At 65.1% G+C, this 16436-nt stretch carries 15 protein-coding genes; 12 read left to right on the forward strand and 3 right to left on the reverse strand.

All coding sequences use genetic code 11. The features are described 5' to 3' along the window. The first annotated feature begins 120 nt into the window (after positions 1-120). From OIE68_RS36770 to OIE68_RS36800, 7 genes are all read left to right on the forward strand, one after another. On the forward strand, positions 121-2742 hold the full coding sequence (locus OIE68_RS36770) for an FHA domain-containing protein (RefSeq protein WP_327095518.1): 2622 nt from the start codon (positions 121-123) through the stop codon (positions 2740-2742). Positions 2743-2812: 70 nt separating this feature from the next. Further along, positions 2813-4606 (forward strand): hypothetical protein, encoded by a 1794-nt coding sequence (locus OIE68_RS36775; RefSeq protein ID WP_327095519.1) that lies wholly within the window; start codon positions 2813-2815, stop codon positions 4604-4606. 144 nt (positions 4607-4750) lie between these two features. Next, a complete protein-coding gene (rplM, locus tag OIE68_RS36780; protein ID WP_040686710.1) occupies positions 4751-5194 on the forward strand; it encodes a 50S ribosomal protein L13 in 444 nt (147 codons plus the stop codon). After that, positions 5191-5691: a 30S ribosomal protein S9 gene (gene rpsI / locus OIE68_RS36785; protein WP_327095520.1), complete on the forward strand. Its 501-nt coding sequence runs from the start codon at positions 5191-5193 to the stop codon at positions 5689-5691. The genes rplM and rpsI overlap by 4 nt, the downstream gene beginning before the upstream one ends. 142 nt (positions 5692-5833) lie before the next feature. After that, complete coding sequence (gene glmM, locus OIE68_RS36790) at positions 5834-7210, forward strand: phosphoglucosamine mutase (protein ID WP_327095521.1); 1377 nt, start codon at positions 5834-5836, stop codon at positions 7208-7210. A gap of 248 nt (positions 7211-7458) precedes the next feature. Then, positions 7459-8082, forward strand: a complete 624-nt coding sequence (locus OIE68_RS36795; RefSeq protein WP_327095522.1) for a hypothetical protein — start codon at positions 7459-7461, stop codon at positions 8080-8082. Between the two features lie 288 nt (positions 8083-8370). Then, positions 8371-8658, forward strand: coding sequence for a hypothetical protein (locus OIE68_RS36800; RefSeq protein ID WP_327095523.1), 288 nt, complete (start codon positions 8371-8373; stop codon positions 8656-8658). Here the strand turns inward: OIE68_RS36800 and OIE68_RS36805 are convergent. Further along, positions 8655-10313 (reverse strand): ABC-F family ATP-binding cassette domain-containing protein, encoded by a 1659-nt coding sequence (locus OIE68_RS36805; RefSeq protein WP_419150840.1) that lies wholly within the window; start codon positions 10311-10313, stop codon positions 8655-8657. The genes OIE68_RS36800 and OIE68_RS36805 overlap by 4 nt on opposite strands. Before the next feature lie 178 nt (positions 10314-10491). Here OIE68_RS36805 and OIE68_RS36810 point away from each other — a divergent pair, with 178 nt between their 5' ends. The 5 genes from OIE68_RS36810 to OIE68_RS36830 all read left to right on the forward strand — a co-directional run bounded on the left by OIE68_RS36810 (position 10492) and on the right by OIE68_RS36830 (position 13988). Beyond that, positions 10492-10689: a PspC domain-containing protein gene (locus OIE68_RS36810; protein WP_040686696.1), complete on the forward strand. Its 198-nt coding sequence runs from the start codon at positions 10492-10494 to the stop codon at positions 10687-10689. Positions 10690-10804: 115 nt separating this feature from the next. Then, positions 10805-11113: a DUF6802 family protein gene (locus OIE68_RS36815; protein WP_040686697.1), complete on the forward strand. Its 309-nt coding sequence runs from the start codon at positions 10805-10807 to the stop codon at positions 11111-11113. Positions 11114-11573: 460 nt separating this feature from the next. Next, entirely contained in the window at positions 11574-11900 is a 327-nt protein-coding gene (locus OIE68_RS36820; RefSeq protein WP_327095525.1) for a hypothetical protein, read from the forward strand. A gap of 44 nt (positions 11901-11944) precedes the next feature. Continuing rightward, positions 11945-13552, forward strand: a complete 1608-nt coding sequence (locus tag OIE68_RS36825) for a hypothetical protein (RefSeq protein WP_327095526.1) — start codon at positions 11945-11947, stop codon at positions 13550-13552. A gap of 52 nt (positions 13553-13604) precedes the next feature. Next, positions 13605-13988: a hypothetical protein gene (locus tag OIE68_RS36830; RefSeq protein ID WP_327095527.1), complete on the forward strand. Its 384-nt coding sequence runs from the start codon at positions 13605-13607 to the stop codon at positions 13986-13988. A 9-nt stretch (positions 13989-13997) separates the two neighbouring features. Here the strand turns inward: OIE68_RS36830 and OIE68_RS36835 are convergent, their stop codons facing one another. Beyond that, positions 13998-14768, reverse strand: a complete 771-nt coding sequence (locus tag OIE68_RS36835) for an ESX secretion-associated protein EspG (RefSeq protein ID WP_327095528.1) — start codon at positions 14766-14768, stop codon at positions 13998-14000. Between the two features lie 234 nt (positions 14769-15002). Next, positions 15003-16157 carry a hypothetical protein gene (locus OIE68_RS36840; RefSeq protein ID WP_327095529.1) on the reverse strand — a complete coding sequence of 385 codons (1155 nt, stop codon included), beginning with the start codon at positions 16155-16157 and terminating at the stop codon, positions 15003-15005. Between the last annotated feature and the right edge of the window lie 279 nt (positions 16158-16436).

Below are 16436 nucleotides of genomic sequence, written 5' to 3' on the forward strand. Positions count from 1 at the left end.
GGAGTTTCGGCAAGGCTCCCCCTAGTCGGCCGGTCGCACGTTCATAACGGTCTCCGGATCGGGGCAAAAGGCGCGTCGGGGGCACCGCCGAAGTCCGGGTGATGGAATAGTATCCGCTGCATGTCTTTACCGGGGGCGCAGACCATCACCGTGCGCCATGATGGAACCGAACGGGTCTTCGATTCGAATCAACAGGTCACGATGGGCCGCGCACCGGAAGTGACGTTGTTCGTGGACAGCCCACTGGTCTCGCGGGTGCATGCGACGCTCGCCTGGCAGGGGAACAGCTGGGTACTCACCGACAATGGCAGCACCAACGGCGTTTTCGTGGATGCGCGGCGATTGAGTCAGCCGGTGCCGATCAATCGGCCCACGCAGGTGCGGCTCGGTGATGCGATCAGCGGTCCGCTGCTGCATCTGCTGCCCGCGACGCCGGCCCGGCCGCAGCGGCCACCGGTCGCGCAACCGCCGTCGTCGCAGCCACAGTCGTCGGTGCCCCAGGGGTATCAGCATCCCCGGCGGACACCGCAGGCACCGCCACCATCCCAGCAGCGTCCGGAACAGCATCTCCCACAGCAGCGTCCGGAACACGCGCCTTCGCAGCCGCAGCCCCAGCAGCGTCCGGAACAGCACCTCCCACAGCAGCCGCCCTCGCAACCCCAGCTCCAGCAGCCACCGCCATCCCAGCCGCAGCAGCCGAACGTCAATATGACCTTCAAGGCCGACACCTCGATGCTGCCGCCGGTCCGCTCCCGCCAGTCCACCGCGGCGATCGCCAGGGCCGACCGTTTGCCGCCGGGCGGACTCAATATCGGTCGTACGTCCGATAATCAGATCGTCGTCAACGATCCGCTGGCCTCGCGCAAGCACGCCCGCCTGGTCGCGGCATCCGAGGGCCTGACCATCGAGGACCTCGGCTCGGCCAACGGCACCTTCGTCAACGGCCGTCGCGAGCAGCGCACGGTGCTGCGCGAGCGCGACATCATCACCATCGGCAATATCGACTTCGTCGTCCAGCAGGGCACGCTGGTGCATCGGCAGAAGCCGGTCGCCGAACAGGGTCTGCACGTGCACGGCGTCGGATTCACCGTCGAGGGCAATAAGCAGCTGCTCGTCGATGTGAATATGCAGGCGGGGCGGGGCACGCTCACCGCACTCATCGGTCCTTCCGGTGCGGGCAAATCGACGCTCTCGAAATTGATCGCGGGCAGCACGCAGCCCTCCGGCGGTGTGGTCACCTTCGAAGGTCGCAATCTGCACGCCGAATACGAGGCGCTGCGTTCCCGCATCGGCATGGTGCCGCAGGACGATGTGCTGCACCGTCAGCTGACCGTGCGCCAAGCCCTCGGCTACGCCGCTGAACTTCGACTGCCGCCGGACAACTCGAAGGCCGACCGCCAGCAGGTGATCGACGGTGTGCTGAAAGAACTTTCGCTCACCGAACATGCCGAGACCAGGGTGGACCGGCTCTCCGGCGGTCAGCGCAAGCGCGCGTCGGTGGCGCTGGAACTGCTCACCGGTCCGTCGCTGCTGATCCTGGACGAACCGACCTCGGGTCTGGATCCGGCGCTGGACCGTCAGGTGATGACGATGCTGCGCGAGCTGGCCGATGCCGGGCGCACCGTCATCGTGGTCACCCACTCGGTGGCCTGCCTGGACATGTGTGATCAGGTGCTGTTGCTCGCACCCGGAGGCAAGACGGCCTTCTGCGGTCATCCGGCCAGCGTCGGCGCGGCCATGGGCACCAGCGACTGGGCGGAGATCTTCGGGCGGGTCGCCGCGAATCCGGATCAGGCATTCGCCGCCTACCGGTCCAGGCTGGCCTTCGCGCCGCCACCGCCACCGCCCGCGCCGCCGCGGCAGGGGTCGGCGGGCAGCCCGCCGCAATCCGGGCGCGCCAAGCAGTTCTCCACCTTGGCGCGACGGCAGGTGCGGTTGATCTTCGCCGACCGCGGTTACCTGGCGTTCCTCGTGATCCTGCCCTTTATCCTCGGTGCGCTGTCGCTGGTGGTGCCGGGCAGCAACGGTTTCCAGAGCGGTCCGCTGGAGCAAGTGCAGAGCGGCAACGAGGTGCTCTTCGTCCCGTCCGGGGGCAGCGAGACCCAGCAGCTGCTCGTCGTCTTGATTCTGGGTGCCTGCTTCATGGGGTCCACGCTGACCGTGCGCGATCTGGTCGGCGAGCGCACCATCTTCTATCGCGAGCGCGCGGTCGGGCTTTTGCCGTCCGCGTATCTGCTCGCCAAGATCGCGGTGTTCAGCATTACCGCGTTCCTGCAGGCGGCGGTGCTGGTCGGCATCACGCTGGTCGGTAAGAAGCCGCCGCTGGAGGGTTCGGTGATTCCGAACGGGCCCGCCGAGCTCTATCTCGATATCGCGTTGACCGCGGTGTGTTGTGTGGTCTTCGGCCTGCTGCTGTCCAGTCTGGCGAAGTCCAACGAGCAGGTCATGCCGATGCTCGTGGTGATGATCATGGTTCAGCTGGTCATGGCGGGCGGCCTGATTCCGGTGACCAACCGGGTGGTGCTCGAGCAGGTCTCGTGGCTGTTTCCGGCACGGTGGGGCTATGCGGCCGGGGCGTCGACGGTGGATATTCGGACACTGTTCGCCAACGCGCAACCCGACGCGCTATGGAAGCACGAGTCGAATATCTGGTATCTCGATATCGGCCTGCTCGTCGCGATAACCGCGGTGTTGGCGCTCATCACCTGGCGCCGGCTGCGGTTGCGGAAGTCGAACGCGTGAGGGGCCGCTCAGGCGGGCTCTCACCGGATGTGGTGAGCATGTCGCTCGCGCAGCAGGCACACTTATGCCTGTGACGGTGCGAGTTGGGGCAGTACATCTCGGGTGGGATGTGGTGTCCGTTGCCGCGGGCGGCGGCGGGACACCGATCCGCCCCGTGCAGGTAGAAGGTACATACACGCCGCCGGCATATCTGCTGGCGGATTCGTCGGGTCGGCTGCATACCGCCGGAGTGGAGCGGCAGCGGCCGGATCTGGGAATGGCGATCGCCGATGTGCGCGACATCCTCGGCCATCCGCAGATCGTGGTGGCCGGTGCGACCTGGCCCGCCGAGTTGGTCTTCCGTGCCCGCATGTACAACCCGCTCGCGGCCATCGGCAAATATCTGCGCGGTAAACCGGATCTGGTCGCGCTGCCGTTCCCGGACGGCTGGCCCGACGCGAAGGTCGACGTGTACGTCGACCTGGTCGAACGGCTGGACGTCACGGTCGAACCGCTGCCGGAAAGTGTTGCGCTGTCCGGCTATGTGCGTGCGCTCGGTCTGGTGCAGTCCCCGGACGATCGCAATCCGCGCGGCATCGGGGCGACCGGGGTGTACTCCGACGGGCGGACCATGCTGGTCGTCGCGGTGCACGGCGACGATGAACAGCCGACCGAATCGGTCGATGTGCCGGTCACCGCGGAGGCCATGCGCGATGCGCGTTCGGCCGACAATGTGGTGATCGAGGTGATGGCCGCGGCCCGCTCGATCGGCGCGGACACCTCGACGGTGCTGCTGTCCGGCAATGTCTGCTTCAACGACGCGCTGCGCTTGGCGTTCCAGAACCATCTCGGGCACCGGTTGCATGTGGCCGATCATCCGATGCACGCGCTGGTGCTCGGTGCCTCGCATCTGCTGGTGACCGATAACGAGAACGGTGAGCCGGAGTCGGCGGGACGGCATGCCGAGCCGGCGTCGCCGCCGCGGGTGTGGCAGGTGGAGTCGGCGCCGTATCAGGCCGAATCGGCACAGCAGCAGGTGCCTTCGGCGCAGCGGGAGGTGGAGGCCGCGCAGGCATTGTCGGCGCAGCGGCAGGCCGGGGCGTCGCAGGGGCGGTCGGATGTGCCATCTCGTTCGGAGCAGGCCGGCCGGCCGGAACAGGGGCCGGTGCGTTCGGAGCAAGGGCCGGTCCGGCCAGAGCACGGGCAGGGCCAGCGCGAGGCCGGACAGTCACATCCGCCAGTCGTTCAGTATGGGCCCGGATATCCGACTGTGCAGCCGTCGACCGAGCCGACGGGGGAGGAGCCGACCACCCGGGTCAGCCGGGAGTCCTTGCCGCCGAACCTCGCCGAGTTGGGGAGCCGATTCACCCGCCCGCCCGGACAGTATCCGGACGAGCAGCGGCCCAGCGTTATCGGTCGGCCTCCCGCACCTCGAGGACCGGTGCCACCGATGGGTCCGCGCGGTCCCTACCAGCCGCAGCAGGACCAACCGCCGCAGTCGGAGTGGCGTCCGCGCGAATCGGACGATGACGCGGACAAACCGCGCAAGGGCAAGCGCTGGGGCAAATTGTTCGGCGCACAGGCGGTGGCCGGTGCCGCCGCACTGGCCGCGATGGCCATGCCGTCCGGTGGTGACCGGGTCGAACTGGCCGCTTCGGTCGCCGGGGCGCCGGTCTCCTGCCCATTGACCCCGTACGTCACCAATGAGCAGCGTGAAGGCATTGCCGCGGCTCGCGGATACGACCCGGGCCTGGTGTCGGAACCGGGCGATTCCGGATTCGATGTCGCGGGTGCGGAGTGCGCGCAGCCGAGCATCGACGTCCCCCGCTACGTGGTCCCGGGCCCGCCCGGCGCCATCGACCACGGCCCGCCGATCGAGATCTGACCGGTTTCATACCACTGGGGCATGGCTGGTATCGTTGCCCGTTGGCGTGTGGAACTACGTCGAGCCCTGGGTCTCCACCGGCCGCCGGGAACCGCTCGATTGCACGCCGTGGCTGGCAACACCGACTACAGACAGGGAACCACTGTGCCTACGTACAGCCCCAAGGCGGGTGACGTGACCCGTAAGTGGTACGTCATCGACGCCACTGACGTAGTGCTCGGCCGTCTCGCCGTCCAGGCAGCGAATCTGCTGCGCGGCAAGACCAAGCCGACCTACGCGCCGAACTTCGATGGTGGCGACTTCGTCATCATCATCAACGCCGACAAGGTTGCCATCTCCGGCAACAAGAAGGCGGACAAGCTGATCCACCACCACAGCGGACACCCGGGCGGCCTCAAGTCGCGCACTGTCGGTCAGGTGTTGGAGTCGCGCCCCGATCGTCTCGTGGAGAAGGCCGTCAAGGGCATGATCCCGAAGAACAAGCTCGGCAACGCCATCGCGGGCAAGCTGAAGGTCTACGCGGGCCCGACGCATCCGCACGCCGCTCAGCAGCCCATTCCGTTCGAGATCAAGCAGGTGGCCCAGTGACCGCTCCTGAGGAATTCAACGAGGACTACGCCGAGGACGCCAACGTCGAGGTCGTCGACGAGGACTTCGGCTACGAGGCCGAGCCCGCCGCCTACGCCCCGATCGTGATCGACCGCCCGGTGCAGACCGTCGGTCGTCGCAAGGAGGCCGTCGTTCGCGTGCGTTTGCTGCCGGGTACCGGCAACTTCGTGCTGAACGGCCGCACCATCGAGGACTACTTCCCGAACAAGGTGCACCAGCAGCTGGTCAAGTCGCCGCTGGTGACCGTCGAGCGGACCGAGTCCTTCGACATCCACGCGCGTCTCGTCGGCGGTGGCCCCTCGGGCCAGGCCGGTGCGCTGCGTCTGGCCATCGCCCGTGCGCTCATCGAGGTCACCCCGGATGACCGTCCCGCCCTGAAGCGGGCCGGCTTCCTGACACGTGACCCGCGTGCCACCGAGCGTAAGAAGTACGGCCTCAAGAAGGCCCGCAAGGCGCCGCAGTACTCGAAGCGCTGATTTTGGCTACGTCGGCCGCCGTCATCCGGCACCCTCGAGGTGTCGGAGACGGTACGGTCGGCGGGGCACCTGTGCGAGAGCAGGCTCCCAGCACGGCTGGGCGCCTGCTCTCGTGCTGTATCTACGATGAGGGGCGAGGGTAGTGGGACGTTTGTTCGGCACCGACGGAGTCCGTGGGCTTGCCAATGAATCGCTGAGTCCGGAACTGGCGCTGCGGGTTTCCGGTGCCGCCGCGCAGATCCTGAGTCGCGGCAAGGAGCGTGCGCTCGCCGTGGTCGGTCGCGATCCACGCGCCAGCGGCGAGATGCTCGAGGCTGCAGTCACCGCCGGTCTGACCGCCACGGGCGTGAATGTGCTTTCGGTAGGCGTACTTCCGACTCCGGCGGTCGCATATCTGACCGGTCTGTACGACGCCTGCCTCGGCGTAATGATCTCGGCCTCGCACAATCCCATGCCGGACAACGGAATCAAGATCTTCGCGGCCGGTGGGCACAAGCTCGACGACGTGATCGAGGACCGGATCGAGGCGTTGATCGCCGAAGACGCGACGCTGCGGCCGATCGGTGCGGGGATCGGTCGTGTGCTGAACGCCTCCGGCGCCCGCGATCACGGGCTGGTGACCCCGAATCAATACAGCGAGGCGGGCACGCACGAGCGGTACGTCGAGCATCTGGTCGAGGCGACCGGACAGGACCTGTCCGGGCTGACTGTCGTCGTCGACTGCGCGCACGGCGCGGCCTCCGAGGTCGGACCCGCGGCCTACCGTGCAGCCGGTGCGACGGTCATCGCGATCAATGCCGAACCGGACGGCCTCAACATCAATGATGGTTGCGGCTCAACGCATCTCGAACAAATTCAGCACGCGGTACGCGAGCACGGTGCCGACCTCGGCATCGCACACGACGGCGATGCCGACCGCACGTTGGCCGTCGATGCCGACGGCGCCGTCGTCGACGGTGACGCGATCCTGGCCATCCTCGCGCTGGCCATGCACGAGACCGGTTCGCTCGTCCAGAACACGCTGGTCGCCACGGTCATGAGCAATCTGGGCCTGCATATCGCGATGCGCGAAGCCGGAATTACCTTGCGCACCACCGCCGTTGGCGACCGGTACGTCCTCGAGGAGTTGCGTCGCGGCGGCTACAACCTCGGTGGCGAACAGTCCGGCCACGTGGTTTTCCCCGACTACGGCACCACCGGCGACGGCATCCTCACCGGACTGAAACTGATGGCTCGTATGGCGCAAACCGGCCGCACGCTGGCCGATTTGGCTTCGGTGCTGCAGACCGTGCCGCAGGTGCTGGTGAACGTCCCGGTTGCCGACAAGGCCACGGTCGCCGCCGCCCCCGAGATCCGCGAGGCGGTAGCGGAAGCCGAACGGGCCCTCGGGGACTCTGGGCGAATCCTGTTGCGCCCCAGCGGAACCGAGCAACTTGTTCGGGTGATGGTCGAGGCGACCGACCCGGTTCAAGCCCAGCAACTGGCCGACGATCTGGCCAAGCGCGTCGCCGCGGTGTAGTCGGGGCCGCGGCACGATCGGCAGCACGTCTGCTCCGCCTGGGCTGCGGAAGGTAAGCCGTACTCATCTCGAGCGCTCCTTCGATCGGCCTCGATGGCCACCTGCGAGCCGGCTGCTTTTAGGTGGCGGGGCCGGTAAGGGTTGCTGCGGCACGGCGAGTTGTCCACAGGGAATCGGTTATCCACAGACTTTCTGTTTGCGCTGGTCGGGTACCGAGGGTGAGGTTTGGTTTCGCCGATAGTTGGCATATGCGACCAGGCCTGGAAGAAGTACGGGACAAGCAATTCGGGGTATTCACCTCATGGCAGGTGCTATGCGAGTACACCCGCGCGGAGATGCGAACCCTACTCGACCGAGGCGAATGGGTCCGAGTCTTCCGCGGCGTCTTCCGCGAGGTCACAACCCCACCGTCGGCCCGACTACGCGTAGAAGCGGCCCGCCTATCCATGGGCGTTCCCTCCCTCACCGCCGCCTATGACACCGCCGCCGAACTCCACGGTTTCGCGGTACAACACAACCATCCCACCCACGTCCTCGGCCCACAGGATTCCCGCATCGGCCGCCTCATCGTCCACCGCGACCACGTAGACCAAGCCGAACTCGACCTCATCCAGGGCACCATCACCACCAACGCCGCCCGAACCGCAATCGACGTAGCACGAACCCTCAGCCGACCGGACGCCTTGGCAACCCTGAACGCTGCTCTGCGCCGGGGCGTTCCACGTTCCGCGTTGACCCTCGAACTCCAACGCCACCACAGACGCCGCGGCCACAGCCAAGCCGCCGAACTCCTGGACCTTGCCCGCGCGCGCCCCCGATCCACCGCCCGCCTCCACTGCCCGAACACAAGTCCCCCCGTTCTCGAGCAATAGGCCAGCTCGATCTCCGAGTTCCGCGTCGTTCCCGCCTGGGCTGGACACCGCGCAGGCCCCCGCCTACGAGTCTCTATACCAATGCCGGCTCAGTCGGCTGATCTCGGAGTTCCTTGGCGTCCGCGTGACGAGCAACGCTGCCGGTGTGCCGCTGGAGGTTCATGTGGAGCCGGAGGCGTTCAAACGATCGACGCCGGAGAAACTCGGTCGGTCCATCACCGATGCCGTGCGGGCTGCGGCCGTGCAAGCCCACGAGCTGTCCCAGCAGCGGTCGCGCCGATCGCGGCGGTGGCCGGTGCGGCGCCCGATCTACCGGATCTTGTTCCCGGCGCGCCCAGTATCAAGAACCTGGTGCAATCGCCGTTGATGCTGCGCCGACACCTGGGCTCGCGCCGATGGACGACGAAGCCGAAGATGAATAGTTCCGCAACCGTTCGTATTGGAGAGCCGGTCGTGAGCAGCTTGCGCATTGACCCGGAAGCGCTGAAAGCCACCAAGGCCGGCTTCACCCGGGTGGCCGACAAGGTTGAGAACCAGGATCAGAGCAACGCGAGCAAGCTGACGGAAATCACCTAGCTTTCGGTGAGTCGGCCATTGTCCATATGCCAGCGTCGAGTCGCCGTGACCGAGTCGAGCATGCGGCGGTCGTGGGTGACCAGAAGCATTGTGCCCTCGAACGATTCGATGGCCTGCTCGAGCTGTTCGATGGCGGGTAGATCCAGGTGGTTGGTCGGCTCGTCCAGGACCAGCAGGTTGACGCCGCGGGCTTGCAGGAGCGCGAGAGCGGCGCGAGTGCGTTCGCCGGGGGAGAGGGTTTCGCAAGGGCGCAGTACGTGTGGGCCACGCAGGCCGAATTTGGCCAGGAGAGTGCGGACATCGGCGTCGGGCCAGTCGGGCATTTCGGTGCTGAAAGTGTCTGCAAGGGCGGCGCTTCCGCGGAAAAGCTCGCGCGCCTGGTCCACCTCGCCGATTTCGACGCCGGAACCGAGTGTGGCGGTTCCGTTGTCCGGCCGGATCTTTCCGAGCAGCAGCGCCAGCAGCGTGGATTTACCCGAACCATTGGCTCCGGTCAGCACGATGCGGTCGGCCCAGTCGAGCTGGGTGGTTATCGGGCCGAGCTCGAAATCCCCTCGGTTGACAGTCGCATTCGACAATGTGGCGACCACCGAGCCGCTGCGCGGGGCCGCCGCGATGGACATGCGCAGTTCCCACTCCTTGCGCGGCTCATCGACCACATCCAGACGCTCGATGCGCCGTTGGGTCTGGCGGGCCTTGGCGGCCTGCTTCTCGGTGGATTCGGCGCGCATCTTGCGGCCCGCCTTGTCGGAGTCGACCTTCTTGGGGTCGCGGGCTTTCCGGCGGGCGTTGCGGACGCCGTGTTCGAGCCAGTTGCGCTGCATCTGGGCGCGGGCTTCGAGCCCGGCCTTGGTGTCGGCGAACTCCTCGTAGGCCTCGCGGGCGTGCTGGCGGGCGATCTCGCGCTCCATCAAGTACGCCTCGTAGCCGCCGTCGAAGATCCCGACCTGCTGTTGCGCCAGATCGAGTTCGACAATGCGATTCACGGTGCGCGCCAAAAACTCTCGGTCGTGACTGATCACCATCAGCGGCACCCGCACGCCGGTCACGAACTGTTCCAGCCGGGCGAGGCCGTCGAGATCCAGATCGTTGGTCGGCTCATCGAGCAGCAGAATGTCGAAGCGGGACAATAGAACCGAGGCGAGTCCGGCTCGCGCCGCCTGACCACCGGACAGTCCGGTCATCGCGGTATCGAGGCCGTTCGGCAGGGTTCCCGCGAGACCGAGATCCGCCGCGACCTCCTCGGCCCGCTGGTCCAGATCGGCGCCGCCGAGCGCGAGCCAGCGCTCCAGGGCCGGCGAATATTCGTCCGCACCGCCGTCGGCCAAACGCTCTGCCGCGGCATCCATGATTCGCTGTGCTTCGGCGACACCTGTTCGGCGGCCGAGGAATTCGAGCACCGTCTCCCCGGGGATCCGCTCGGGCTCCTGCGCCAAGTATCCGACGGTGGCGTCGGGTGGGGACAGCGTGATGCTGCCGGTGGGTGTCGATCGGTTCGCGAGCATGCGCAGCAGCGTCGACTTGCCCGCACCGTTCATGCCGACCAAACCGATCACATCACCCGGCGCGAGGGTGAAATCGAGGTCGTCGAACAGGGTGCGTTCGCCGTGGCCCGCGGAGAGTCCGCGTGCGTGCAGAGTGGTGCTCACCAGCATGAGTCTGCCGTGTCCGTGCCACGCGTCGGCACCGCGGGGTCCGGTCGGTGCTCGGGGTTGCACCCTGAGTCCGCGGCCTGCGGAAATCAGGGTCGGGATAGGTCATGCGACCGATGTAATCCGCGGTTTTCCTGGGCAGAGTTGATGTCGTACCGAACATCACCAGAGAGGGAAAACAATGACCGCCCCCGCGCCTACCCGCCGACTTACCCGCTCCACCCACGACAAGTGGATCGCCGGCGTCTGCGGCGGCATCGCCGAATACTTCGGCTGGAACGCCAACGTCGTCCGATTGCTCTTCGTCCTGTCCTGCTTGCTCCCGGGACCGCAGTTCGTCGTGTATCTGGTGCTGTGGCTGATCATTCCGAAAAAGTGACTGTCCCCAAGAATTAGGGGCAGCAGCTGCGCCCGGGACTCGCGGATGACACTATGGACCGGTACCCACCGATCGACCGCAGTGTCACCCACGCGAGTCCCGACCAGGAGGAGTCATGATCACCTCAGGTGAATTCCCGGGCATGGATCTACCCGGCATCGACGCATCCTCCTCCCTGGACGGTCTCGGCGAAGTCGAACTGCACCACCCCACCCAGGACATCGACGGCGACGGCACCCTCGACACCGTCACCACCACCGGCCCCGAGGCAATGCAGGTGTGGACCGACTGGGACCACGACGGCATCGCCGACCAGGTCACCGTGGTCGAGAAGGACGGTGATTACTCCGCATGGGAGTTCCATCGGCATCCGGACGGGACGTCCGAGTGGGTGCGGACCGATCAGGGGAAGATCGGGCACTAGCCGCTGAACGGCCTCGATTCTCGGCTCGGCCTCGTTCTGGGGGCCGGGCCGCCCTGAATCCGCCCGGTCACATCCAGCGGTGACATCGGACTGAGCCTCAACACTTTCGTCCGCCGACCGAAACCCAATTACACTGTCCGACAACGGCCCCCACAACCCAGGCCCTTCGTGGGTCCACCCGGCCGCAGGCTGCAATGATCCGCGCGCCTCGTGTGCGGATCATTGGAACCTGCGGAACGACTCAGGTGCCGCCCCATGTTCGAGCCTCACCGGCCTTCCTTGTCGCGTTGGCTGCTGGTTGTAGCTGGTAGACCCACCCAGTAGATTTTGCTGACAGAACCAGGCGACGGATCCGATGGAACCGAACGCGGGCCGCGTGCGTCGAAGGAAGTATGGCGGCATCAGTGTTCCGAGCTGTGGTCGGTTGAGTCGGCAGTCCGGAGAAGGAGGGGATTGGAAAATGGGTGATTCGAGCATGCTCGGCGTCAAGACGGGGGAACTCGGGCGATTCGCAAACGACCTCGGGGCTTCGGGTCAAGTGGTGCGAAATCGTGCCAAGGATGTGGCCGACAATTTGTTCGGGCCCGCTGATGCCGGCGAAAACTACCACGACCGCGGAAAGAAGATCCAGGACGGACTGGAGAAGATTTACACATGGTTGGGTAATTGGTCCGAGGCGACGTTGGCAACTTCGGACGCTATCGGGGCGTCGGTTGTCAAGTATTCGAACACTGACGACGAAAATTCTCGCGATATCGCAAAGATCGGCAATGACAAGAAATCGTAGCTATCGCTCGAGCGGTCGAGAAGTAGCCCGAGGGGGTCGTTACTATGGCATTTGAGGTACCTGCGAACGGATCTGTAAAGCAATATCTGGAGATCGGCTCCCGTGGTCTGCTGTATTTCGAATATTTTCAGCCGCGCTATAAACGCGCGTTCGGGGGAAACCTGCCAGCCGATTTTCCCGACTATTCGCAGCTTCATAAACGCTATTATGAACAGAACGGCTTGAACGAAGACAAGCTGCTGAACACCTCGGCGAAATTGCAGGTGGTGCTCCAGGAGTGTGGCACCCAGTTGTCTGCGCAGCGTGGATATGCGCAGACAATGCCGACACTCTGGTCCGGGGAGGCGGGCACTGCCGCACTCAACATGCTGAACAAGCAGATAACTCAAGCGGATGCGAATTGGAAAGCGGCGGGCGATGCGTGGAAGTCCATCGCAGGCTCTTTCGACGGTCTGCGGGCGGCGGCGAAGATCAAGGCCGAGGCTGTCCGATACATCCTCGAGAACGGCGACGGTATTCGTATCGCAGAGAAAACTCCGGAGGATATTGATGACATTATCTCCGGTACGAGTATTGCCGTTAGTAACGGTTGGCAGAGTAATAGCTTGCTGAGCAAGCTGCGCAGGATATTTCCTGATCTTCAGGGCGGATTCGATGCCTGGACGGCCGATAATATCCTCGGCATCCTGCCAGGATCTGAATATCAGCAGCACATCCAATCGCGCTGCAGGCACTGGCTCGATAACGTCTTCAAACCTGATTATGCGGCCAAGATCAAGATCTTCATTGACGCGTGCGACTCGGCTGACCGCGGTGTCAAGCAGGTGTACGACAAGATAATCCAAGAGCTGGACAAGGTCTCAGACGCTCGATACGACCGCCCGGCCGGTGTGCCTACCGAGACGCCGAGCATGCCGGGCACTCCCAGTACGCCGGGCACTCCCGGTACGCCGGGGACACCAGGGACCCCCGGTACGCCGGGGACACCAGGGACCCCCGGTACGCCGGGCACGCCGGGCACAACGAACCCGACCTCGACGGACACCACAACAGCGAGCAGCCTCCTGTCCGGGTTGTCATCGCTGACTTCGGCAGCTTCGCAATTGACTTCGCTCGGTGAGTCTGTCAGTCAAGGACTCACCTCATTGGGCACCTCGATCAAGGACAGCGTCGACAATGCGATCGAGCAGCTGACAAAGACCTCCGAGTCAACGGAAACCGAGGACAAGGACGGCGACGGTAAGCCGGACGGGGAGAAGAACAAGACCGCGGCTGAGTTCGATTTGGGTGGAAAGCATGTGAAGGTCGAGATTGGCGCGGATGGTCAGCCCAAGCTCGTGATGACCGACAGTGACGGCAAATCGCATGAGTACGGCGTGACGCTGGATGACAAGGGCAATCCGGTTATCGCCACTGACGAGTCGAAGGGCGACGACGACAAATCCACGACGTCCGGTGACGAATCTGGTACAGGAAATCCGTCCACCGAAGAGAACAATGGCAGTAGTCCGGGAACTGTTCCGGGAGCCCCGTCGACCGGCAAGCGGGAAGAGGACGGCGAGCATACTCCGCAGCTGGTACCGGACGCGGATCCGCAACCGGAAGAGCCTGCCGACAGCGGTGCCAAACTGGCCGAGGCAGGGCCGCTGTGAAATCGGCCCAATGCGCCAACGTGATTGGTGACTGTCGAGGAGGGGTCTGATCGTGAACTATTCGGACGAGATGGAACAAATCGTCGAGGAGATCCGCCGCCGGTCGACGATGCTGCTGGACGAGTTCGAGGAGATCAGCAAGCGCACCATGGACAAGGACCGTGAACTTGCCGAGCAGTCCGCCGTGGAAATGCGGCAGTTCTGGGAAGACCACGCTGACGAGCTAGCGACGGCAAAGGCCGAGGCCGAAGAGAAGGAGCGGCTCGAGGTCGATGCGCGCGCCGAACGAGAGCGTCTGGAGGCGGAGGCTCGTGAGCAGCGTGAGGCGATCGCGCGGTCGATTGCTGCTCGCAAAGCGCACGATGTGGTCACACCCATCGACGAGGATGACGATCCGGAGTCCGAGTACTACCGCCGCAAGAGCTGGCTGGTGTGAGGGCTCGGCCTACCAGCGGTCTTCTTCGGCTTCGCGGAGGCGTTGGGATGCGTGGTCGATCCACGTGGTGAAGTGGGTGGTCAGGTCGGTGGGGATGGTGGGGCGGACGGATATGTGGGGGCCGCGGAGTTCGGTGTAGCGGCCGTCGTTGGTTATGTCGTGCCATTGGACGGTGGTCAGGGGGTTCGTGAGTTTGTTGGCGGGGCCGGTGTGGAGGAGGGCTGAGCCGCCGCCGTCGGCCGGGCGGTTCAGGAGGCGTTGGTAGCGCTCGCGGGGGGAGTTGCGGGTGACGCTTTCGAGGTGGCTGTTGGGTCGGCCGTAGATGTCGTCGGGGTGGAAGGTAGCGGGTGGGTTGGTGCCTGGGGTGCAGGGCGGGAGGGAACTGGTCAGTTGGGCGGGGAGGTGGTCTATGGGGAACAGCCGGCAGCGGATCGGGCCGTTGGTGTCGCCGAAGGTGGCTTGGGCCAATGACATGGCGTGGTGGTTGGTGCGGGCACCGACGATTCGGTAGACGCGGACGCCGCCGGCCGGGTTCTTGTGTTGGGTTGTGCCGCCGAAGATTTGGATGCGGATCACCGAGGCGGTGAGGGTGTGCAGGGCGAGTTGGATCTCTTCGAGTTCGTCGGGGGGGTAGCGCTCGCGCATGGTGACCCGGTGGATGTCGAAGTCGTCGCGGTAGGTGAAGCGGCTGGTGAAGCGGAGTGGATTGGGGAAGCGGTCGTTCGCGGGGTTGAACCACAGTGCGGCGAAATCGTCTGGCTCCCAAGTCCATTCAGCCATCTGGAGATTCCCATCGATCGTGCGGTGTGCGCCGGACGAGGTGTCCGACCGAAATATGTATTCCTGTTACTGCCAGTAGGTCCGTCGGCGGTGCGGCGAACGAGTCCGGTGGCCTCACCGAGTTGAGCCGAGGAGCGGTTTGCCCCGAGCTGAGTCGATGAGGCTGTGACCCGGCGGTTGCACCGATCCCGCACGGGAAGGTGTCATGCACAGCCGGAGCGGACATCCGCGCGATCAGTTGCGCGTCGGTGGAGGGGTTTCCGGATTTTCGCCGATCACGCCACCTTCAACGGTCCTCGCGATTTCGCCGAGTAGTTCCTCGGTGTTGGCGCCATTGATGAGGTAGTCCGGTATCTGGTGGGTGCTGTCCTCATCGGACTTGCCGCGGCCGGCACCCGCGCCCATACCGCCCATCCCCATTCCGCTGCGTCCGGTCGAGGTGGATGTAGTGGCCGCTGCCGCAGCGGGATTGGTCGTCGTTGTGCCGGGGGTGCCGGAGACGGTGCGGCCGGGGCTCGGCGACGTCGAGGTGGAGCTACCTGGCGAGCCGCCCGAGCCCGTGCTTGTCGAGGTGGAGCTCGGAGTTGTCGTGGTGCTCGGAGTTGTCGTGGTGCTCGGTGTCGTTGTAGCCGGTGTCGTCGATGTCGTGCTGCTCGGGTTGGTCGAGCTTGTGGTGGTGTCAGACGGGTTGGTGTCCGTCGATGAGAGTTCACCGGTGGATTCTTCTGCGGTTTCGGTGTCCTCGGGAGTCCCACTGTTCGGGGTTGTCGGGCCGCCTGAGGTGCCGGAGGTTCCGCCTGGGCCGGACGATCCCGGATCATCGCCTCCGGATTTGATCGGTCCGGAGATATCGAGTGGATTGGTCGGATCGAGTGCGGTGGGCAGTACCGGTACGCGGCCGTCGAATGCGGCGAATGTGTTCACGTAGTTGGTGAGCATGGCGTTGCGGGCACCGGCGGTCGCCTCGTTCTTGGTGTTCTCTTCCTCGTGGGCGCGCGGCGGCCAGACGTTCGTGGTCCAGGAATGGTGGTTGGCTTCCGGAATTCCGTTGGCTACGTTGCGAACTCCGTCGGCTGCGGCTTCCATGTCGTTGGACATCTGAGTGATGAGTGGAGTCAGCTCGTGGGCGCTGGTGACGTAGCGGTTGATCGCGTCTTTGGCCTTATCGGCGGCCGAGCCTTCCCATGCTTCGGCGATCGAGCCCTGGACGGAACGGGCGAAAGTCTCCAGGCCCTGGTCCCATTGGGTGGCCACGTTGGAGTACGTCATGGCCGCACCGTGGGCGTTCTTCGGATCCAGCGGCTCGAACGCTTCCTCGATTTCGGTACGTTCCCAACGGAATACATTCTCCCCGTGCGGAGGGATTCTGGTGGGCTCATTACCTGACATCGAATCGCCCCTTCAATACCACGGCCTCAACCGCGAACTCGGAACCAACCACGAGTTTTCCCCCTGCTGACAATATGTGGCCCTCCCGATCGCCGAATGCCGACGACATCGAACAGGGCCGGACCGGCTCCCTGCCCCCTATTCAGCTGGATCGACCGTACCGAGCGGTTGACCACCGTGCAAGCGCCCCACAACCGAATTCCCACGGGCTGTTTCGGTCCGCAGACGTCGCCGGAAACCAGTCGAACAACCCGGAATGCGAACGGCCCGTTGACAGTC

The organism is Nocardia vinacea (genome assembly GCF_035920345.1).
GTDB lineage: Bacteria > Actinomycetota > Actinomycetes > Mycobacteriales > Mycobacteriaceae > Nocardia > Nocardia vinacea_A.